Here is a 19,734-nt window from a genome sequence, read left to right on the forward strand (position 1 = left end):
CCGAACTGTAAATCAAAACTGATAGTCAAGACAAGTCAAAAGCGGAGTTTCAATGACAGCTACTATATGACTGTTATAGATGCACACAAAGGCTACCAGGTTGTACGGACGATTATGTTAAGCTATACCACCAAAGTGGGCAAGCTACCCGAATACACGCATTCGGAGGTCATGCAACGCTGGATAGCACCCAATGGCAAACACGTCACATTTGCACGGCTTCGCCAGACAATGGGAACGTGCTACTATGATTCATGGCTATTTCATACTTCTTTAGAACTGCGTAGCGAAAATATCAACAACAAGTATTATATAAATATCTATGATAGGATATCCACAGGAGCAGTTTATCCGAAACAAAAACTAATTTCCGAATTAAAGCGTACAGGCTATAAGAAAGCCTTATACAATCAAAAGCCGTTGGACCTATTCCGTACTCTACTAACCGACAGCAGAGCCGAAACACTGATAAAAGCAGGATATACAAAGCTACTCCAACGAATCATGGATAGCGGTTGGAAGAATACAGACAATTATTGGACATCTATCAAAATATGTATCCGCAACGGATATAAGATTAAGGATGCGACTATGTGGTGCGACTATATCGACTTGCTTCGGTTCTTTGGCAAAGACCTGCACAATGCTAAATATGTTTGTCCTGCCAATCTGAGAGCAGAACACGACCGCTATGTAATCAAGAAAGCAAAAGCCGATGCACTTTTAGAAATAGAGAAACAACTCGAAAAGGAAGATTCGTATAAAGAAGCCAAAGCCAAGTTTTTCGGAATTGTAATCTTCGATGGGCTTATCAATATCCGTGTGTTAGAAAGTGTAGCCGAAATAATTACTGAGGGAAAGTTCATGAAACACTGTGTCAGCACTTATCATTCAAAAGAAGATTCATTGATATTGTCGGCTTGCATAGACGGCAAACGTATCGAAACAATCGAAGTCTCATTGTCTCAACTGAAAGTTATCCAAAGCAGAGGGAAATGTAATAAATGCACCGAATACCACAGTCAAATTATCAACCTTGTCAATGAGAATATCGCTTTGATAGAGGAGAGAATGGCAGCATAAACAATACATAAGTTGATACTATTATGAATGATTATTTTGAACAACAAAAGGCTGAACAGCAAGTCGAGAAAGAATTGAATGTAAACCGATGGGTAATTATATCCATCGGTTACAGAACCAACGATTGCCATGCAGCCGATGTAATTCTCTACACATATACGCTCCCTGCTGATATGAGTAAAAAGTACAGTTATGTATTCAGATGGAGAGCAGCCAAATTACAATGCCAATACCCCAAAGAATATATCTGTATATGGCACAGCCATTTTGACAAAAACACTTCTCTTAGATTAGACCATGACAGCCTGTATTCAAAGGTTATCCGTTGGAAGGGATTAGTAACAAGAGCCAAGAATATCATAAAGAAATACGAGGAAGAAAGATTAAAAACATTATTCCATGATTTTGAAAATGACCCTATTTGGTTGGATGCACAAGTCAAATTACAACAACGTGTCGATGGACTTGCAAAACTACAAACAGTATTAGATAAGGCATTGGAAGATTATAATAACAAAAAAACAGCATAAAAATGAGGAAGTTATCAACTTATACACACGCCCGTTATTGTACCGATGAAGTCGATTTATTGGCAGGATTGGGGGAAGTAGAGGAAGCAATGGAGCATTTTCGAAGAATAGACAAAAGGATACCCAACTATTTCTATGTCCGAAGAAGCAAACTCAAAGAAAAGCTAATGATTGTTGTTACCAAAGGGCTAAAGGCTGATGAGTTCAGATACAGAGAACATATATTTAAACCGGAACGACAGTTTAAACCGTATGAGGATTTTGGCTATGTAGGTCGCAGACTAACACGGCTAACCATTTATGGATGGGATTGGAATGAGTTTTGGCTATGTGCCAACAGTATCGCACATCAAAACCTATCTCTCAAATATGCAGATATATTTTTAATGGACGGGGATATGTTAGTTGTACCATGCGAGAACTTTTTGGGAGAATATAGAATTGAATAAAATAATTAATTATGGGACAGATACTAATACAAAGCAACATGAAGGCGGACTGAGAAATTCAGTCCGTTTCTTTTCTCATGAGTCTGAACGGAAGAAAAGAAACAAAAAACCATGAGAATAAATTAGTCGGTTTAACTATCTTTGCCCCTGAAATAATTAAAAAAACAAACATGAAACAACTAACAGACAATTTGAATCAATTATTTGCTGATTTTGCAAAAGACGCAGCATTGCAAGTAGAAGCCGGAAACAAAGCAGCCGGAACCCGTGCCAGAAAATCATCGCTGGCTATTGAAAAGGCGTTGAAAGAATTTCGTAAAAAATCAATTGAACTCTCTAAGTAAGAAGTTCAAAAGATACAATAACTTTCATTGGGTAGATTTTTGCTACCCTTTTTTATTTTCTGTTCATAGAATTTTACTTCCTTTGGTATGGATTAAACTTCTAAAATATGACGGAACGTTTTTATTTTATCAATCATCTGACTACGGATCAACTTCGGGAATTATATACCACATACATTTCATGTGGTCGGAAAGATTTTGAATTTTACAAGCTGATGCCTGAAGGTATTAAACCCTCAAATATTTCGGATGCTGAAGTGATTATGAGTATTGATGCTACCCACGAACATAATTACTGTGTTCTGATGATTGATTGTGAAAATGAACATGATGGCATTATGTTTGGTTTCGGGTTATCTTATCATCCCGATTTTGCAGCCTATCTACATTTGCCTTTGAGCCTATTGGATGAGTTGGTTTTTAAATATGGACTGATAGCCAAAGAGGAAGCAAAGGATTATACCGTTAATGAATTTCTGATTGAGGATCATCTGAAAAATTCGCAAAACTAAGATTGTTGCATTATGGCTGTGAAACTGGATAAATGGTTAGTTGCACAAAAGAAACATCGCCTGTCGGATAGACATACTATGATGGCGAGAGAATTAGGTTTAAATCCCGATAAGTTAGGTAAAGTCGATAATCACAAGCAGGAAACATGGAAAGCACCATTGCCCCAATTCATAGAGGATATTTACTTCAAACGTTTCAAACGGGAAGAGCCATTAATAGTAAAATCGATTAAACAGCTGATTGCCAAAGAGAAATTCAAAAAAGAGAAGCAGAAAAAAGCAAAAGGACAAAAGAGAAAAGCCAAACTTCAAGGAGATGGCTCTACAACTGACGATGGAGAAATTACTGAAAATCCTGTAGAGCAAGCCAATCATAATAAAAAGGTCAAATATAATGATATAAAGCCGATAGCAAGGGTTCAATTAGAAAGTGGAGATACTCCGGAAACCATATTGCAAAAGGAAGCCCATATTTTTGATAAAGCATTTGATCTCTATGAAAAAGAGAGAGTAGCATTATCCGAACTTGGATTTATGCTAAAAAAGATATATCCTCAATACAAACCTCGTCGTTACGGTTGTAAAACATTAGGGGAAGTCTATGAGAAATTAGATAAGTATGAGGTTATTCAAGTCGAAGAAAAAGGGGCTTGTAGTATTGTCTATAAAAAAGAAAAGTGATGAAAATTGATTTATTCCCGAATGAACTTCCGGATGAAGGATTTACAATGGAAAAATTGCAACAAGCTCTTGACCAGATAATGGATGATAAAAACGGTCACTCTGTTCCTGAGTTTGAAGGCTATTGTACTTCCGAAATGTTCAAAATATTGCATCATCCCTTCGACGAAAGTTCTCCGGTTTATCTGCGTAAGCTAAGTAAGGATGATTATGCACAAAGCCCTTTATATGTGCAAATCAGAAGCCTGGCTGAGATTATCAAACGGGAAGGGTCAGTCAAACTGACTCCTAATGGTTATCTGCCTCCTAAGTTTGTCATTGAATTGTATAATCTGGGCTATTTTAAAGAAGATAACATCGAACAAGGCTATGTAAAACTAAAAAGAGAGAATGATTCGGATATAATATCTCTGGCTCATTACATCTTAGTGTCATCGGGTGTCTGCCTAAAAAGACATGGCAAACTCAGCCTTACTCTAAAGGGCAGAAAACTGCTTGAATCCGATGTCAATCTATTTGAACATCTGTTTTTATTTTTTGTACACCGTTTCAATTGGTCGAGTTTCGATAATTGGGGGATGGAAGAAGTCGGACAGTTTGGAGTTGGGTTTTCGCTTATTTTGGTCAATAAATATGGTGATCAGAACAAAACGAGTAGGTTCTATGCAGAAAAATATATAAATGCTTTTCCGATGCTAATAGATAGTTTCGAAGTAGCGGTACCCGGAACATTGGAAGGCTTTCTCACTCATTGCTACTGCCTACGCACTTTTGATCGTTTCCTTAACTATTGGGGCTTGGTAAACATCAATAAACAGGGAAAGGCATTCGACACAGTCGAATACATTACCAAAACGCCTTTGTTTGATAAATTAGTAGCGTGTATACCTCCCGGTAAATAGGAGAAAAAAGAAGATGAATTAGAATTCTCCCTCTTTCTTTTCGTAAGCCTGATCCGGAAAAAAGAAACGAAGACTGACGGGAAAATTGTTATTTTTAAAAAGGCAAATCATCATCAACACTTTCTTCAATAACAACTGTTCTTTGCAAAGGTTTAAAGGAATGCCTTGTAAAAAACCCATTAGCTGTTTTTAGAATTGAGTCATCTGATAAGTTGCTATTTGAGAGATAATTAGAATGTATGAACTCAACAATTTCATTATCTACAAACTTTATATCTTTAATAAGACCTAACCATTTGGATGCCTCATCATTACTTTTTGAGTTTAGGAATAGGCTGGCTAATGTTTTGAGATAAGTCTTCTGTGAAAGTTTGTTGCTGCATAATATATGGAATATTTCTTCAGCTAACTTATTTGCACTCTTACCATTGGATTGTATACCCTGAATTTTGCCTAAAAGACCATAAGGATCACATCCTTTCCTAATTGGAATAACCAGAATATTTCTACCTAAAGCATAGCCAACTTCCTGATCACACCATTTGCTATTATTAAATTCAGGAGTAATTACAGCACACAAACAATGCATCGTCTTTAGTGCACTCTCTATTTCGTTAGCCCATAATTTTGTTGGTTCAATATCTTCATGTGCAACAAAACTGGAAATTCCATAAGAAGCTAATGCAGCCTTTAAATTTGATGCTGATATTTTATCTTTGGTTAAATGGCTGATAAATATATTATAGTAGCCAAAATCCCAAAATGTAAAGTCTGCAACATCTTCCTCGGGATCAATATCATCAGCAGGATCAAAAGGTACAATTATCACATTATTAAAAACAATACTTTCGTCTCCTTTAGTTACATCATTGAGAATTGAATTTATTAAGGATTCTATATTCCCAATTTTATCTTTCTTCTCTAATCTTACATATTCTGTAGCAGAAACAGAAAGTTCTACTTGATAAAAATCAATTCCACCATTCCAGTTATCATGTCCGGTTTGTATACACCTCAAGTTGTCTCTCTTAAACAATTTTAAAATTTCAGTTTCACCTTTTGCTTTTAACAATGCTTTCACTGTGTCGTAGTAATGAATCAAAATACCTTGGTCAGTCATAGAGATTATATTATTAGTAAATACAAATTTAAAAAGAAAAGACTGAGAAACTTAAATTCTCAGCCCTTTCTATAAATTTACTCCATCTCCTCACAATTCCACATCACTCGGAGCTTTCCGCAATGAATGAATAAATAATACTTACCCACGTAGAGATATACGAAATTACCATCATTGTCATCATCGCTATTCCTCCTTGTCGTTATTATCATTGTTAAACGAAAAACTTAAAAAGGAGGTATTCTGATAATTATCCGAGAAATAAATATCAATCACTTGCTGTTCATCGGACTGAGAAGTGTAATACAGCCGAAATGTTTCCTTCGTCAAATCATAGGTATCATTCGGCAAAAATACCGTACCATCCATCGACAAAGAACCTTTACCATCACTTTGAAAATAGCTCAAATAATACCTCGCCTGGTCAAACCTACCCGAACGCTCCAACTGACAACGAATCTCAACCGTTTCCCCTTTCTTTACCTTTTTGGGAACAGGCAAGTGAGTAACCTTGAATTCATAACCTTGCTTAATATCAATATCGTCGCTACAGGCACATGCGATACAGGCAATCAGTATCGCGTAGATTAAATAAGATGCAAATTTTCTCATATCGTATTTGTATTTATCCTCTTGAAGCCCTCCTTCGGAGGGTTTGGGAGGCTAGTTTATAATGAATTTTACTCCAACGTTTATTTGAGTATGAAACTTATTAATCGAAGAACCGAACAGTATACGCTCTCTCACATTCGCTAATAATACAAGCCTATCCGTCAGAAATGCTTCAATCTCAAACGTTACAGCACCACCGTAGATCGCATTATCCTTACTTTGAATAGTCGCCCCATCGAACAACAGTTCCTTACTCCAATTGATCGTTTCATAACCCGCCATTCCAGAAGCACCCACTGACAGGAAAACCGTTTTGCTCGGATCTGCTAAGAATTGTTTGTAATAGCCCCCTTCACCTGTTATCTGCGAAACAGGAATCAATATATCCCGATACAGATGCTTCTTTTCGAGATACTCCGCTCCGAATAACCATCGGTTACCACCTTTGGTGTAAGTAGAATGTGCAATACCCAAACAAAACGCCTGCTTATCGCCTTTTTTAAGATTGAAGCCATCCACTGCCCCAACAGTTACCTGTAAACCTTTCTGTCCCGGTAAGTAGCGTTGAGCCTGAGCCTGCCCGACAAGGACAAGGCACAGTGTTAACAAGATTAATCTCTTTAGATTTCTCATATTACTTTATTTTCAATTCGTTAATTACTCTAGCCCTTATCAAATCTTCATTTTCAATCACAAAAGACTGGTTTCGTCCGCCGTTCTTCTCAAACAGTTCTATCAGCAGTTGCTTGTCATCGGGTATAGTAATCTTATCAATAGTAAAGACGGTTTGCTCAGCCTTATTACCACCCACCTGAGAGACGAAGTTATAAGCTCTGAGCGGATAGATGACCGTTTCCTGTATGGCAGTTTGCTTGCTCATTTTCTTATCCACTATCTTAATACGCACAAAATCGATATCGAAAGGCACATTCGATGCGTTCTTTATCTGTGTATGCAGATACAATAAGCCGTTATGTGTATAAATACCTTTCAGCAGATATTGAATACCAAAACGCTTACTCCCGATATGCTTTACCAATCGCTTATCGTTCTGATAAATGGAACGGTTAATCAGATAAACCATGCGGGGCGACTCACTTCCCAATTCTTTTAGATAAATCTCCATCGAATTATTCGGTTTATTGATCGCTATACCGTCGTGCATAAAATCTTTCATCTCAATGTTCAGTTTTTCCGGCTCATCCGCATATTTGATATTGAAGGTGTAATAGCTACCTTCTTCGGTAATAACCGCCATATTGGTCTCCGTCTCAAAATTTCGAATAGCAGCCTTTATTCGGATTACATTTTCCGAAGTTCCTGCCTTGCCTGCCACTATATTATTCGATCCCAGATCGACATACCTGATAGCAGAAGGAAAAATAACGTGCACCGTTTTATCAAAGGTTACTTCCAAGCCATAAGGCGGAATCATTCGGTCGAAGGTTATTTTCTTGGATAACCCTTCATAATAATCTCCCGATGACGGTTTAAGAAGCTGCTGTAACTCCTGTTTAAGAAGCTCATTTGTGGAATCTTCTGTTTGTGCATTGATGCCGAATGCTCCGAACAACAATGCAAATGCAATAATATATTTTCTCATTATTCTTATTTTTAAATTTTTCATTCTTTATTTTTCATTTTCAAATTTTCATATTAGCACATTAACTAATTGGCTTTCGGCATTAACATCACCCGATAGCCCGACTTTAGCGTTACCTTAATCTGCCTGATCTTTTTCTGCATATAACCCGAAGCTCCCTGTATCACACCTTTGGTCAGATCCGATGCGATTTGCTGGCTCGCACTCTGCGTCATCGTGAAACTTGTACCCGCACTACTGCCCATATTGGCGGCAATCTCTTTGATGGCATTCATTTCCAGAGAGCCGGGGATGTAAATACCCTTTTGCCCGTCCGAATCAAAAACAGTCATTTCCACAGGAATAATTGTCCCCTGATGCTCTATATTGGAAATCAGAATATCCAGCCGTTCGCCTTGTATCTTCGCCATCCCTGTTATAATCGTATTTTCAGGAATAACCGTAGTGCCTGACATCAAAGGTTCAGTCAAACGAAGCCGGACACTTTGCCCGTCAACAACCGTTTGGTCATTATCTACAATAGCAGAGATCGTATTCTTTTCAGAGACTCCCTCTTTGGCATCCATGGTATTAAATCCGACATTCCGTGCCTGGTCGTATTGTACAAATAATTCTTCGTTGCTGATGTTCTGAGCCAATGCCGATACCGTTTGCTGTTGAAGCTGACGCACAGGGCTAATCTTTGTTTTACCATTATTCGAATTATTGGAAGTTCCTTTCACAATCTTCTTACTCAGGCTTTCATTACCTGTACTCGTAGGTTGGTCTTGAAAAGGTTCGCTTTGACTCTGCCCCTGCGGCATATACTTCGCTGCCAGTTGATAAGATTTCTCCATCAAAGCCACTTGTTCATCCATAGCCGATTGTTTATCGCTTTTTTCATTTTGCTTCGCTTCCAATTCATCCAGTCTCTTTTTTAATTCAGCTTTTTCAGGATCATCTTTTGGTTTTTCATAGAAATTACCGAGTGTCTTGTTGATGTCCTGATAGGCAGATACCGAATTGTTAATAGGAGCTTTAGGGGCAGATTGAACCTTTTTTTGTTCCGGCTTATCAGTTAAATCAATACTGACTCTCTCATTTTTTGAGTTCTCCAAGATGTCGGCATACCCTTCTAACGACTGCATCCTGTCCTTTTGGCGTTGCTGCATCTGTTCCTGTTCGTAGGCATCTTTCTTGTCTCCGATAATACCGTCTGCTTTCGGATCAGGTATGTGCGAGTTAAAGCCCATACCCACCTGTTCTTTGGCTTTATCGGCATCGGATGGTTTAAAGATCAGCCAGAGGGAGCCTACACCGATAATTGCCATCAAGACAAAAACAGAGTATTTCTTAAACTGCTGCTTGAGTTTTGAATTAGTATTTGTTATTTCATTCATAATTATATTGTTTTAGATTGTAAGTAGTATGCCCTGTTTCAAGGTTATAATCCATTGTCGTTGTTATACCCGGATCAATCATAATTAGGTTGGATACCTTAGAATCACCTATGATCCAACAAAAAAATGCAATCAAAAGCATAGACACGGTATAGAATGTTACCGTATCCATTTTTTTAAAAGTGCTATTGCGTATCTTCATCGGATCCTGTCTTTATTCTGGTTAAATTCATAGGGTATAGTATCGGAGGATCTCCGCATATTGAGTTGCCTGATATGCTCTATTTTCAGTTGCTCCTGCCTCTCTGATTCCCTGCCCCAGTTATAAATGCCGTACCCGTCTTTTGCCTGTGCGTATGTATCCATTGGCTTTTGTCTTCCATGGTTACCAGGTGTTTTTGTCTCAAATTCTTCACATCGATGAACGCTAAACCGGTGAATGCCGCAAACAAAAACATATCCCGACTGATGTTTTGCTTTTTGGTCTGTAATTTAATAGCCATCACTTGTTCCAATTCACTTTGAGTAAGGCTTTTGGGCTTTGCTTTCGATCCTTTGGCTACATATCCGTCGAACGGATCTCTGTTTATGACTCCTTTATGGACAGCCATACGGACGACATGACGAAGTGAAACCACTAAGTTTAGAACGGTATTGGGTTTATACTTTTTCTCAATACGCAGATAGGTACCATATTCTTCGATAAAAGAATAGGTCAATGATTTAAGAAAAAAATCGGACAGTCCGTATTTATACCGGATAAATGATTGTACACATTTTTTTGCATCTGCGTAAGCCATATAGGTATTAATGCTGCGGTCGATGCCTGTCCGTTTCAAGAATAGCTCATTGCTCTTTGCATAATAATCGAGTAGGGTTTCCTGTGATGTGGCAATGCCTTGCATAGCTTCTTTTACATCTTTGGCTGAAACCTCTTTTTGACTGGTCGTTAGTTCCCGGTAACGCCGGTGAATAAGTTGGCTTAAGTTCTCAATTTTACGATTGACCGATTGAGCGGGTTGGCTTTTTCCGCTTAGCCGTCCCGATCTGCTATCCCATAAATTCGCATCGGCATCCAGTTTGCAACTGAACTGGGCAATCGATTTTCCGATAGTGATACGCCCCATCACAGGGCATAATACATTTTTAGTTTTGACATTCTTTTTCAGGTAGAACAGTACCTTTAATTCATCATTCATAAGGCTCATTTTTTAGTATTAAAATTACTTTCAAATGAGTTATATGACCTTATGAAGAAAACAACCGAATAGTGAGTAAAACGCCTGATGCAAAGATTTTTCACACCATTATACCGCCCTTATCTACTTCAAGCTTTTAACACGTTTAAAATCATTATTTTACATCTGTTTTCGTTAAACAAAACAGGTAATGATCTGGTAACGGAAAGCCTGCTTACATACTCTTTTTCTTGCTTTTTTTGTTTTTGCAGCATAAAGAAGAATAGTGCAATATATACTGTATTCCAATCGATTACCTCGATATTCTAACTTTTTCATCGGTTCAAATTTGTTTTATCTATAAGGAAAACAATTCCTTATGCTGACTTTATTTATCCTCTGCATTTTTATAAATTTATCGGGCATCCTTTTAGGTAAAATACTTACAGAAAGCAAGCATTTGGCTTTAAACCGTTTTTCGGATAAGCTAGACAGAAAGCCTTTCAACTGTAAACCTTGCCTCACTTTTCATCTTTTGTGGATCATCTGTACAATAGTATCTATCGTAATATCGTCACTCCTATTTTGGGTGGTAGGAGTATTTTTTGCTCTTGCCATATTCGGCATATTATATCTTAATGATAAATCGAAAATAATAAAATAAAATATTTATGACACAAAACAGCTCAACAAGTAAAACCGAGATCTTAAAAGAGAAGGTAATCTCACTTATCAAAGAAGTAAATTCTACACACAGATACAGCATGAGCCGCATCTACGGATTATATAACGAAGTATTTACAGTAGCCGAAACACCTCAATCGTGTGCCAGTTGCCTGATACGTAAAGTAAATCAGTTAAAATCGTGGTTGGCGGAACAACCCGAAGAAAAAGAACAACCCAATTCAAGAGAGACATTACAGTCTCCACCGAAAACACGAGGACGAAAAGCGAAACAACATTAACACATTAACTTACTCTATAAAGAAGGTTTACTCTGTATCAGAATAAACCTTCTTTATTTATTTTCCAAATACATTTCGTTCAATTAAGGCTGAAAAGTGAATATACGACAATAAGATAATATACTCGTGATACAATTTTTGATTACTTTTGTATTTATTAAATAACAACAATCAAAGGTCGGCGACCTCTTCAAATATGAGTAATAGCGGATTAAATAAAATACTCGGATTTCTAGGATTAGATAAAACCGGAAATAATGAGCCCGGCACACAAGAAAATTATTCTTCTCTTTACTCTGAGAAGTTAAGAGATGCGCTCCACCAACCGGCAGGTGCAGAGAAAGCTAGTGCATTAAGGCTTTTATTAGAAGAAATAGAAAAGCAAAATACAAACTCCGCAGAAGAATCTCCCGAACAAAAGGTAGATCGTTACAGTAGTGCAGGAGTAGCTTATTCTGAGTTGCAACAATACGAAGAAGCTCTATCCTATCACGATAAGGCAATAGAGATAGCAAACACTATTCCAGCTCTTTATTACAACAGAGCAAATACCTATAATAAACTAGGTGAATACCAGAAAGCTATTATTGACTATAAAAGAGCCATAGCTTTAGACCCTGAAAATGCCGATTACCATTGTAACTTAGGATATACTTACGATGATCTGGGTATGTATGAAGAAGCAATCGAAAATTACAATAAAGCGATTGGTATAAATCCCTACAATACAATAAATCTAAGTTGCAGAGCAGCAGCATATGTCAATTTGAAAGAGTATGACAAAGCTATTGCTGATTATAATCAGGCAGTGGAGCTTGACCCCTTCGATCCTCAACTATTCTTTAATCGTGGATTGACATTAGCCAATCGAGGTGTAATAAAAGAGGCACTCAAAGACTTTGAGGAATGTATTAACATTGATCCGGAGAATCAATTCGGACAAAAGGGAATGGCTCAAATGGCAATCCAACAATTATCAAACTTCGGACAACAAGAATAAATAAAAAAAGCACCTTGAAATCAAGGTGCTTTTTTACTAAGGTCGCAGACCTTTTTATTGCTTTGGAAGGCATAACAGCCAGAGACAGTTATACTGATAAAATATCGCATTAAATATTTAACTCTACTTATATATACCGAATATTTACGAGTTACTTTTTTCAGCTGCTTTAGGACGCGCTTCTTTTATAATCTCTCTACGATCTGTTCTATATTTTTGTTTCAAGCCTTGTATCTTTTCTTTTTGAGCTTCGGGGGCAATACGGCTCATTTCTACCGCTTTCTTCTCTTTTAAAAAGTTAGACTTCAAATCATCCAATTTTGCAGTAGTTGCAGCATCCAGATTCATTCGCTTTCCTCCTCTGCCGTTTCTTCCCGGATTCTTTCCAGCTCTATTTTCATTTCTCGATCTCTTCTCTACTCTCTCCTTCCACTTCACTTGTTGTTCCGGAGTTAGTATTGCCATAAAATCAGACTGATGGCTTTTTCTTAATTCTCTTTGTTGACTTCTTAGAGTATCATTCTTTGTCTTAAATTCTTTGGATAGAGATTTCACTTTTTCTTGTTGCTCAGCGGTAAGATTCAATTCTTGTAGAGCTTTCGATCTGTCTCCTCCTCTACGTCCGCCATCTCTTCCCTGAGCCGATAAACCTAATGAAATGCTTGCTAATAGTACTAATGATAATAATATCTTTTTCATATTCTTTTTACTTTTAATTGTTTATGCATCTTTGACGACACAAAGCTGTATAGGTTTAATATCCTTACATTCTTTAACTAAGAATAAATACTATCGTAATACTGCCTTTTTCTTTATCAGAAGGAGCTTTACAAAGATTTATCAACACATTTAGAAAAACAGATTTTAACTAAATTCAAAAGAAAAACCCACCATCGTCTATTTTTTTAGACGAAAAATCAGGCAAACTATTGTATGTCTAAAAAATTAGACATACATTTGCTTCATAACATCGAAAATTATGCAACTGACAAAAGCTGAAGAACAAATAATGCACATACTCTGGACTTTAGAAGAAGCCACAGTACAAGATATACTAAAAGAGTTCGCTAAGGACAAACCCGCACGAACTACTATTGCTACTATATTAGGGATATTAGAGACTAAAGAATTTGTAGCACACAGAACTGATGGACGGTCGAATGTATATTGGGCAATTATCAAAAAAGATGATTATTCGAAGAAACAATTATTCGGCTTTCTTAAAAACTATTTTGACGGATCGTTTTCCTCTCTCACCTCTTTCTTTGCCAAGGAGACAAATTTATCGATAGATGATCTGGATAAATTAATGGAGGAAACAAAACAAGCCTTGCAAGAAGAACAAAACAAATAATAATTATGAAAGAACTTATAACATACATTGCCCAGTCGGGTATCTGCATAGGAATATTCTTTCTCATTTATAGGATATTTCTGCGCTCCACCACATTCTTTCGTTTCAACAGAGCATTTCTGATAAGTGGTTTGATAGCATCTTTTATAATCCCAAGTATACGTTTTTCATACGATGTAGTCCTGCCATTCTCAATATCAGCAAATGCAACAGAGATAGCAAGTATACAAAAAGCACCCAAAACACTAGAAATAGATATTTGGCTCATTCTGTCTGTTATTTATCTGACAGGGATTACAATACAATTACTTCGTAACCTGACATCATATAGAAAACTCATCAAACTGATAAAATCGGGAGAGACGACAAAGTGTGATAACTATAAATTAATAGACAGTGTAGAAATAAAATCACCCTTTACGGTACTTAATTGTATTGCCATCAATACTAAGGATTTAACTGAGACCGAAAAAGATTTAATAATAAAACATGAAATAACTCACATATCTCAAAAACATTGGATCGATCTGTTATGCAGCGAATGTGCACTATTACTGCAATGGTTCAATCCTCTGATGTGGTTTTACGTGTCGTCACAGAAAGAAAATCACGAATTCTTAGCTGATAAAGCCGTTATAGACTCAGGCATTTCGCCTGCTGTATACCAAGCGGCACTTATCAATCAAAGATTTCAGGGCCCGGTGTTTTCTTTCTCCAATTCATTTAATTATCCAAACCAACTAAATCGTTTATTTATGATTAAGAAAGTAAAAACTTCACCGTGGCGAAAAGCAGCTATACTGGCTCTTATTCCCTCTTTTGGATTATTCTTTTGGGCTTCGGCAACTCCTCGCTATACATTTAAGCCTGTCGATCAGAACCCGATTAACCAAGCGGAAGCACCTGCACAGGATTCTACAATACATGTCATAGGATTCGGAGCCAATAATGCCAGCGAGCCGTTAAAGGTTATCGGCTATGCCGCAGACAATAGCAGTAATACTGAAAATACCGATCCTAACAAAGCATTGTTCATTATTGACGGGAAAGAATCCTCATCCGTAGAAATGGGAAAGCTTGAACCGAACGAGATTGCATCGATATCTGTACTTAAAGACAAGTCTTCAACAGAAATATATGGAGACAAGGGTACAAATGGGGTAATAATAATTACAACAAAAGGAGGAGCATTACTCGCTACTGCGATGAATAATGATGTCCTGACAACCTCAAATCAACTTGCAGAAGAAAACCAAAGTGCAACAGCAGAAAACTCACCTGCTAAAGATGAGGCTTTTGAGATGACTAATATTAAAGCTGATGTCCCTATATTCATTGTAGATGGCAAAGAAGTGAGTAAGGAGATTATTGATACAATAAATCCCGATAGAATAGAAAGTGTTAATGTTTGGAACAAAGGCAATGATGAAACAATAGCTTTATATGGAGACAGAGCTAAAAAGGGTGTAGTAATTGTCAAATTAAAAAAATAATCAGCTAAGTATCAAATAATTGAAATTTAGTTCTATAAAAAAGGTTGCACCCATTAATGGATGCAACCTTTTTTTATGAAAACTCTAATCTTTTATTATTTAAAAGAACCAAATAGTGGATTAAGCATAGCGTTAAAAATATCTCTTTCCTCTTTAGGATACTTAAGCACAGCTGTGACTAAACCTCCTTTCGAAAAAATCGTTTTTTGATAATAAAGCAAATCACCATCCAATCCCGATATTACATAATAATTAGGACTTAATGAGCTATGTGCTATTTGCCGACCTTTCCTGTCCGCTATATCTTGTTCATAAGCGGCATTGAATGCAATCGGAGTACCGCTTTTATCTACACGTTTATCACTAAATATACGAAGTTCGGCCTTACCCTCAACAGGTTTAAATACTTGTTGCTCGCTGTTCACCGTGGACTCATCAAGTATAAGAATATCTTTCGGATAAGTGATACTATATCCTAATTGTTCATTAGCATAACTTCCTGCCGCAACTTTATTACTATCTGCGACTTGCTCTGTAGATGTATCTTTTAAAGCATCTTTATTGGTATTTCCACCACAACCAATCATCATTACGGCTACTGCTAATAAAATCGCTCCATTAATCACTTTCATAATATCTCTGTTTTTAAGGTCTGAGACCCATTTATTGTTTTATTACAATTTAGAGAAATGCAGACATTCTTTTGTTCGCGTTTTCACTAAAGTCATAAAGATAAAGAAAATCAGAACACAAGAAGTCATTACTCACGGTTTATAGCGCTTTATTCTTTAAAAGAATCCCGAAATTACAACTCCCAAGAAGAAAATATATGCTATTTATCACATTCAGTTGAGTTTAAAAGATTATTTTCATTATTTTTGATCTGTTACGCAACTTTAACCTAAAAAAACCTTATATAACCAGACTGCTATGACATACGATAATTATTTACGATTAAGCATCCCCTAGCAAAACAAAACTAAGGTCACAGATCTTTTTATTGCTTTGGCAGGCATAACAAGCAGAGATAGTTATACTGATAAAACATTGCATTAAATATTAAACGTAACTTATTACACAATATGAAAAGTAAAATAACCAATAGCCTTTTTTAATTTAAAACAGTATTCTATGAAAACATCAACAATTAAAGTATTCTCTCTTTTTATAGCCGGAATATTTTTCGTTACATCCTGCAAAGACGAAAAGAATAAAGAGAAAGTAAATTTCATCCAAGAAAATGTCGATTTCGCAAAAGCTCAAACCCTTAAGATGCTCGAAGCAACAGGAGAGCCAACCGGAAAGAACTATCCTCGTACAGCAAACGAAAACGGAACATTAAGAGTGACAGATATGTATGATTGGACCCCCGGTTTTTTCCCCGGTTCGTTATGGTATTTATATGAATTAACAGGCGACACAACATGGCGAAATAGTGCTGAGAAATGGACACATTCGCTCGAACCTTTGAAAACATATACAGGCAATCACGACTTGGGTTTTATGATGTATTGCAGCTATGGAAATGCTGCACGTTTGGCTCCAAAACCCGAATATAAAGATATCCTTATTGAAAGCGCCCAATCGTTATCGACCCGTTACAATGATAAAATCCAATCCATCAAATCGTGGAACGGAGGCAGGGCATGGGGAGATACTACCAAATGGGCATTTCCGGTTATTATTGATAATATGATGAATCTGGAGTTACTCTTCAATGCATCTAAAATATCCGGGGACAAGAAGTTTTATGATATCGCAGTAAAACATGCTAATACGACCCTGAAAAATCACTTCAGGGAAGATTTCGGCTCTTTCCACGTATTAGATTATGATACTATCACCGGAGATGTGCGCTTCAAAGGAACGGCACAAGGTTTCAGTGACAATTCGACATGGGCACGCGGTCAGGCATGGGCTATATACGGGTTCACGATGGTATACAGGGAAACTAAAGATTCGAGCTATCTAAACACGGCTAAACATCTGGCTGATTATTTCATCAAGAATTTACCTGCCGATTTCGTTCCTGTATGGGATTTCAATGTTGGACAGGCCGGATATACTCCTCAAGGAAAATCGTATGCTGTTGAATTTCAAGAAAAGCTCAAAGATGCATCTGCCGCAGCAATTGTAAGTTCGGCATTATTCGAGCTGGGTGAAATGACTAAAAATAAATCTTATACCGACACCGCAACTAAAATGTTATATAGTCTAGCGTCTCCTAATTACAGAGCTGCATTAGGTACAAATGCCAATTTCTTAATTATGCATTGTGTGGGTAGTATCCCTCACCGTTCCGAAATAGATGTTCCTCTTTGCTACGCCGACTATTACTTTTTGGAGGCACTTGTCAGATACAAAAATCTAAAATAAGGTCTCAAACCTTTTTATTGCTTTGGTGTAGGGGTGAGCCTATGTGTTCATCCGATATCGGGCAGACACATAGGTCTACCCCTACGAATAAAGATATAGTATAAAATAATTGAAATTATTTAAGAATGATAAAGGGTAATCGTTTTTGATTACCCTTTATTTTTAAAAATAAAATAAATTTCTCTTCGAATTTTGTAACCAAACATACCCCTGCCTAGTCAAATAAGAAAAGCTTAAACGATTATGAGAATATTAGCATGTATATTGATGAGTGTTGTAATTATGACCTCCTGCAAAATGTCTGCATTCAAGAATGGGGTTAAAGGAAACGGGCAGTCTGTTTCTTCTGAAATAAAGATTGACGACTATAACAGTATCGAGATTGGAGGAAAATTTGATCTTGTTTATGAACAAAAAGCAGATCAAGCACCCTATCTGCGTATAGAAATTGATGAAAATCTACGAGAATATGTATCGGCAACCGTAGCCGATGGTAAACTTACAATAAGAACTACTCAAGAAATCAATCCGAAGCATTATAAAATATATACAAACTCAACTGCACTATCAGACCTTTCTGTCAGCGGTCTCAATAATATAGAATTGAAAGACTCTATCAATTCTGAGAACCTCCATATTTTGGTGTCGGAAATGGGAGATATTAAAGCAGAAAATCTGTATTGCCAGAATTTGAATATAAATATGTCCGGCTTAGCCAACATAACTCTGGCAGGAGAGGCTGCTAATACAAAAATAGACGTAAGCGGTAAAGCAAACGTAAAAGCCTATGATCTGAAATCAAAAAATGTAGATTGCGCAGTATTGGGAATGGGTAATATCTATATATACGCGTCGGAGATACTTTCAGCTCAAGCAAGTGGCATGGGCGATATTAACTATAAAGGTAGCCCCAAAGAAACAAATTTATCAAAAAGCGGAATGGCAGACATCGCTTCTAAAGATTAAAAACATACATTGCTGTAACAATTCACAAAGATGCGGAGTCTTACTCTTTAAGAGATAAAGCAAAGTCGTATTCTCAAAATATAATAAACATTTCACTTTTTAAAATCGAATTCTGATATGAAAAAACTTCTAACCATTTTATGCATACTTGCAATAATAACATCTTGCAGATCGGGAGGTGCTTTTAACCCCGTAAAAGGAAACAAAAACATTACTACCATAGAAGAATCTATGCCATCCTTTTCCGAAATATCAGTAACAGGTTCGAATGACATAATTTTTGAGCAAAGGGCTGGTCAAAGTCCATCCGTACGCATCGAGATAGACGAGAACCTAAAACAATATGTAAAAGCCGAAGTTAAAAACGGAGTTCTGTCTATTTCCTTAGATGGACAAAATATACAGCCATCACAATTTAAGGCATACGCCAGTTCGGAAAGCTTATCGAGGGTAAGAATTGCCGGATCGGGAGATGTTACTTTGAAAGGTAACGTTACATCTTCATCTTTAGACATTTCTATTGCAGGGTCGGGTAGCTTATATGCTGACGATATTAAATATGATAATCTGAATATATCAATAGCCGGTTCGGGAGGAGTAAAAGTAGCGGGAAGCGCAACTAATAACGACATTTCGATAAAAGGCAGTGGTAGTGTTGATGCTGCCAATTTGAATACAAGAAACACAAGTTGCACCATAAGTGGATCGGGAAGTGCCAAAGTATATGCTACCGAAAAACTGGCAAGTAAAATAAATGGCAGTGGAAGCATACTGTACAAAGGTGATCCTCAATCGCATGATAACACGATAAACGGGTCAGGAAGCGTATCCAAACTATAAAGAAATAAAAATATAACGCCCTTTTTTTCATAGAGCCGATGTTTGCAATGCAGATTGCTTATGTCGGCTTTATCTTTATGATTATTCACAGTACCAATCAGTGACTTAGGATATTTTATCTATCCATGTAAGGATCAGTAAACAGTAAACACAGAAAAGATAAGACAGCGGAAAAAGTGTCACTTTTGTTACTTTTGTTCATAGTACATGACAAAAAGAGGCACTAAATTGATATAATTATTTGAATATAAGTTTTTTAATATTTTGAAAAGACCTTGATTTTTCGTATCTTAGAAAGAAAAACTGGGGAGTTTTTCAAGATATGCAAACCAAGGTCTCAGACAAAA

The 19,734-nt window shown here is 36.8% G+C and carries 23 protein-coding genes and 1 pseudogene; 15 read left to right on the plus strand and 9 right to left on the minus strand.

Annotated elements, in window-relative coordinates; genetic code table 11:
- The 8 genes and pseudogenes from CLV62_RS20550 to CLV62_RS20580 all read left to right on the plus strand — a co-directional run.
- The coding region (locus CLV62_RS20550; protein WP_110312669.1) for a PcfJ domain-containing protein at positions 1-1,083 on the plus strand (1,083 nt) is incomplete at its 5' end.
- A gap of 23 nt (positions 1,084-1,106) precedes the next feature.
- Positions 1,107-1,613: a hypothetical protein gene (locus tag CLV62_RS20555; RefSeq protein WP_110312648.1), complete on the plus strand. Its 507-nt coding sequence runs from the start codon at positions 1,107-1,109 to the stop codon at positions 1,611-1,613.
- A 2-nt stretch (positions 1,614-1,615) separates the two neighbouring features.
- Positions 1,616-2,062 carry a hypothetical protein gene (locus tag CLV62_RS20560; RefSeq protein WP_110312649.1) on the plus strand — a complete coding sequence of 149 codons (447 nt, stop codon included), beginning with the start codon at positions 1,616-1,618 and terminating at the stop codon, positions 2,060-2,062.
- Between the two features lie 170 nt (positions 2,063-2,232).
- The gene (locus CLV62_RS20565; RefSeq protein ID WP_110312670.1) at positions 2,233-2,406 is read left to right on the plus strand and encodes a histone H1; all 174 of its coding nucleotides are present in this window, start codon (positions 2,233-2,235) and stop codon (positions 2,404-2,406) included.
- A gap of 107 nt (positions 2,407-2,513) precedes the next feature.
- Positions 2,514-2,918, plus strand: coding sequence for a hypothetical protein (locus tag CLV62_RS20570; protein ID WP_110312650.1), 405 nt, complete (start codon positions 2,514-2,516; stop codon positions 2,916-2,918).
- Between the two features lie 12 nt (positions 2,919-2,930).
- Positions 2,931-3,242 (plus strand): annotated as a pseudogene (locus CLV62_RS22120) (hypothetical protein); the annotation flags it as partial.
- A gap of 129 nt (positions 3,243-3,371) precedes the next feature.
- Positions 3,372-3,599, plus strand: coding sequence for an OST-HTH/LOTUS domain-containing protein (locus tag CLV62_RS22220; RefSeq protein WP_262509971.1), 228 nt, complete (start codon positions 3,372-3,374; stop codon positions 3,597-3,599).
- The gene (locus CLV62_RS20580; RefSeq protein WP_110312652.1) at positions 3,599-4,501 is read left to right on the plus strand and encodes a hypothetical protein; all 903 of its coding nucleotides are present in this window, start codon (positions 3,599-3,601) and stop codon (positions 4,499-4,501) included. The genes CLV62_RS22220 and CLV62_RS20580 overlap by 1 nt, the downstream gene beginning before the upstream one ends.
- A 94-nt stretch (positions 4,502-4,595) precedes the next feature.
- Here the strand turns inward: CLV62_RS20580 and CLV62_RS20585 are convergent, their stop codons facing one another.
- From CLV62_RS20585 to CLV62_RS20615, 7 genes are all read right to left on the minus strand, one after another.
- Positions 4,596-5,621 (minus strand): toll/interleukin-1 receptor domain-containing protein, encoded by a 1,026-nt coding sequence (locus tag CLV62_RS20585; protein WP_110312653.1) that lies wholly within the window; start codon positions 5,619-5,621, stop codon positions 4,596-4,598.
- A 186-nt stretch (positions 5,622-5,807) separates the two neighbouring features.
- Positions 5,808-6,233 (minus strand): DUF3872 domain-containing protein, encoded by a 426-nt coding sequence (locus tag CLV62_RS20590; RefSeq protein ID WP_110312654.1) that lies wholly within the window; start codon positions 6,231-6,233, stop codon positions 5,808-5,810.
- 51 nt (positions 6,234-6,284) lie between these two features.
- Entirely contained in the window at positions 6,285-6,866 is a 582-nt protein-coding gene (locus CLV62_RS20595; RefSeq protein WP_110312655.1) for a conjugal transfer protein TraO, read from the minus strand.
- A gap of 1 nt (position 6,867) precedes the next feature.
- Entirely contained in the window at positions 6,868-7,836 is a 969-nt protein-coding gene (gene traN, locus CLV62_RS20600; RefSeq protein WP_110312671.1) for a conjugative transposon protein TraN, read from the minus strand.
- Positions 7,837-7,901: 65 nt separating this feature from the next.
- Complete coding sequence (gene traM, locus CLV62_RS20605; RefSeq protein ID WP_110312656.1) at positions 7,902-9,215, minus strand: conjugative transposon protein TraM; 1,314 nt, start codon at positions 9,213-9,215, stop codon at positions 7,902-7,904.
- Complete coding sequence (locus tag CLV62_RS20610) at positions 9,208-9,417, minus strand: hypothetical protein (protein WP_110312657.1); 210 nt, start codon at positions 9,415-9,417, stop codon at positions 9,208-9,210. Before CLV62_RS20610 ends, traM begins: the two co-directional genes overlap by 8 nt.
- Before the next feature lie 85 nt (positions 9,418-9,502).
- Complete coding sequence (locus tag CLV62_RS20615) at positions 9,503-10,414, minus strand: site-specific integrase (RefSeq protein ID WP_170120118.1); 912 nt, start codon at positions 10,412-10,414, stop codon at positions 9,503-9,505.
- 650 nt (positions 10,415-11,064) lie between these two features.
- Between CLV62_RS20615 and CLV62_RS20625 the strand changes: the two genes are divergently transcribed.
- Together CLV62_RS20625 and CLV62_RS20630 are read left to right on the plus strand one after the other, a co-directional pair.
- Positions 11,065-11,358 carry a hypothetical protein gene (locus tag CLV62_RS20625; RefSeq protein WP_110312660.1) on the plus strand — a complete coding sequence of 98 codons (294 nt, stop codon included), beginning with the start codon at positions 11,065-11,067 and terminating at the stop codon, positions 11,356-11,358.
- A 196-nt stretch (positions 11,359-11,554) separates the two neighbouring features.
- Entirely contained in the window at positions 11,555-12,358 is an 804-nt protein-coding gene (locus CLV62_RS20630) for a tetratricopeptide repeat protein (protein ID WP_110312661.1), read from the plus strand.
- Between the two features lie 144 nt (positions 12,359-12,502).
- On the opposite strand, the gene CLV62_RS20635 is transcribed toward CLV62_RS20630, so the two are convergent.
- Positions 12,503-13,057, minus strand: a complete 555-nt coding sequence (locus CLV62_RS20635; RefSeq protein ID WP_110312662.1) for a hypothetical protein — start codon at positions 13,055-13,057, stop codon at positions 12,503-12,505.
- Positions 13,058-13,337: 280 nt separating this feature from the next.
- On the opposite strand from CLV62_RS20635, the gene CLV62_RS20640 reads away from it, so the two are divergent.
- Both CLV62_RS20640 and CLV62_RS20645 read left to right on the plus strand, forming a co-directional pair.
- Entirely contained in the window at positions 13,338-13,712 is a 375-nt protein-coding gene (locus tag CLV62_RS20640) for a BlaI/MecI/CopY family transcriptional regulator (RefSeq protein WP_110312663.1), read from the plus strand.
- A gap of 5 nt (positions 13,713-13,717) precedes the next feature.
- Positions 13,718-15,205 carry a M56 family metallopeptidase gene (locus CLV62_RS20645; protein WP_110312664.1) on the plus strand — a complete coding sequence of 496 codons (1,488 nt, stop codon included), beginning with the start codon at positions 13,718-13,720 and terminating at the stop codon, positions 15,203-15,205.
- Between the two features lie 95 nt (positions 15,206-15,300).
- Here CLV62_RS20645 and CLV62_RS20650 read toward each other — a convergent pair whose 3' ends face one another.
- Entirely contained in the window at positions 15,301-15,837 is a 537-nt protein-coding gene (locus CLV62_RS20650; protein ID WP_110312665.1) for a PsbP-related protein, read from the minus strand.
- 499 nt (positions 15,838-16,336) lie between these two features.
- Between CLV62_RS20650 and CLV62_RS20655 the strand changes: the two genes are divergently transcribed.
- The 3 genes from CLV62_RS20655 to CLV62_RS20665 all read left to right on the plus strand — a co-directional run bounded on the left by CLV62_RS20655 (position 16,337) and on the right by CLV62_RS20665 (position 19,387).
- Positions 16,337-17,581 (plus strand): glycoside hydrolase family 88 protein, encoded by a 1,245-nt coding sequence (locus tag CLV62_RS20655; protein WP_110312666.1) that lies wholly within the window; start codon positions 16,337-16,339, stop codon positions 17,579-17,581.
- Positions 17,582-17,824: 243 nt separating this feature from the next.
- Positions 17,825-18,547: a head GIN domain-containing protein gene (locus CLV62_RS20660; RefSeq protein WP_110312667.1), complete on the plus strand. Its 723-nt coding sequence runs from the start codon at positions 17,825-17,827 to the stop codon at positions 18,545-18,547.
- Positions 18,548-18,664: 117 nt separating this feature from the next.
- Positions 18,665-19,387: a head GIN domain-containing protein gene (locus tag CLV62_RS20665; RefSeq protein ID WP_110312668.1), complete on the plus strand. Its 723-nt coding sequence runs from the start codon at positions 18,665-18,667 to the stop codon at positions 19,385-19,387.
- Positions 19,388-19,734: the final 347 nt, after the last annotated feature.

The sequence above is a fragment of the Indolivaga alginatilytica genome (genome assembly GCF_003201355.1).
GTDB classification, from domain to species: domain Bacteria; phylum Bacteroidota; class Bacteroidia; order Bacteroidales; family Dysgonomonadaceae; genus Dysgonomonas_A; species Dysgonomonas_A alginatilytica.

Bases quoted from the DNA above. Each gene is read 5' to 3' on its own strand.
- CLV62_RS20555 (WP_110312648.1), top strand. From the start codon at position 1,107: ATGAATGATTATTTTGAACAACAAAAGGCTGAACAGCAAGTCGAGAAA.
- CLV62_RS20560 (WP_110312649.1), top strand. From the start codon at position 1,616: ATGAGGAAGTTATCAACTTATACACACGCCCGTTATTGTACCGATGAA.
- CLV62_RS20565 (WP_110312670.1), top strand. From the start codon at position 2,233: ATGAAACAACTAACAGACAATTTGAATCAATTATTTGCTGATTTTGCA.
- CLV62_RS20570 (WP_110312650.1), top strand. From the start codon at position 2,514: ATGACGGAACGTTTTTATTTTATCAATCATCTGACTACGGATCAACTT.
- CLV62_RS20580 (WP_110312652.1), top strand. From the start codon at position 3,599: ATGAAAATTGATTTATTCCCGAATGAACTTCCGGATGAAGGATTTACA.
- CLV62_RS20585 (WP_110312653.1), bottom strand. From the start codon at position 5,621: ATGACTGACCAAGGTATTTTGATTCATTACTACGACACAGTGAAAGCA.
- CLV62_RS20590 (WP_110312654.1), bottom strand. From the start codon at position 6,233: ATGAGAAAATTTGCATCTTATTTAATCTACGCGATACTGATTGCCTGT.
- CLV62_RS20595 (WP_110312655.1), bottom strand. From the start codon at position 6,866: ATGAGAAATCTAAAGAGATTAATCTTGTTAACACTGTGCCTTGTCCTT.
- traN (WP_110312671.1), bottom strand. From the start codon at position 7,836: ATGAGAAAATATATTATTGCATTTGCATTGTTGTTCGGAGCATTCGGC.
- traM (WP_110312656.1), bottom strand. From the start codon at position 9,215: ATGAATGAAATAACAAATACTAATTCAAAACTCAAGCAGCAGTTTAAG.
- CLV62_RS20610 (WP_110312657.1), bottom strand. From the start codon at position 9,417: ATGAAGATACGCAATAGCACTTTTAAAAAAATGGATACGGTAACATTC.
- CLV62_RS20615 (WP_170120118.1), bottom strand. From the start codon at position 10,414: ATGAATGATGAATTAAAGGTACTGTTCTACCTGAAAAAGAATGTCAAA.
- CLV62_RS20625 (WP_110312660.1), top strand. From the start codon at position 11,065: ATGACACAAAACAGCTCAACAAGTAAAACCGAGATCTTAAAAGAGAAG.
- CLV62_RS20630 (WP_110312661.1), top strand. From the start codon at position 11,555: ATGAGTAATAGCGGATTAAATAAAATACTCGGATTTCTAGGATTAGAT.
- CLV62_RS20635 (WP_110312662.1), bottom strand. From the start codon at position 13,057: ATGAAAAAGATATTATTATCATTAGTACTATTAGCAAGCATTTCATTA.
- CLV62_RS20640 (WP_110312663.1), top strand. From the start codon at position 13,338: ATGCAACTGACAAAAGCTGAAGAACAAATAATGCACATACTCTGGACT.
- CLV62_RS20645 (WP_110312664.1), top strand. From the start codon at position 13,718: ATGAAAGAACTTATAACATACATTGCCCAGTCGGGTATCTGCATAGGA.
- CLV62_RS20650 (WP_110312665.1), bottom strand. From the start codon at position 15,837: ATGAAAGTGATTAATGGAGCGATTTTATTAGCAGTAGCCGTAATGATG.
- CLV62_RS20655 (WP_110312666.1), top strand. From the start codon at position 16,337: ATGAAAACATCAACAATTAAAGTATTCTCTCTTTTTATAGCCGGAATA.
- CLV62_RS20660 (WP_110312667.1), top strand. From the start codon at position 17,825: ATGAGAATATTAGCATGTATATTGATGAGTGTTGTAATTATGACCTCC.
- CLV62_RS20665 (WP_110312668.1), top strand. From the start codon at position 18,665: ATGAAAAAACTTCTAACCATTTTATGCATACTTGCAATAATAACATCT.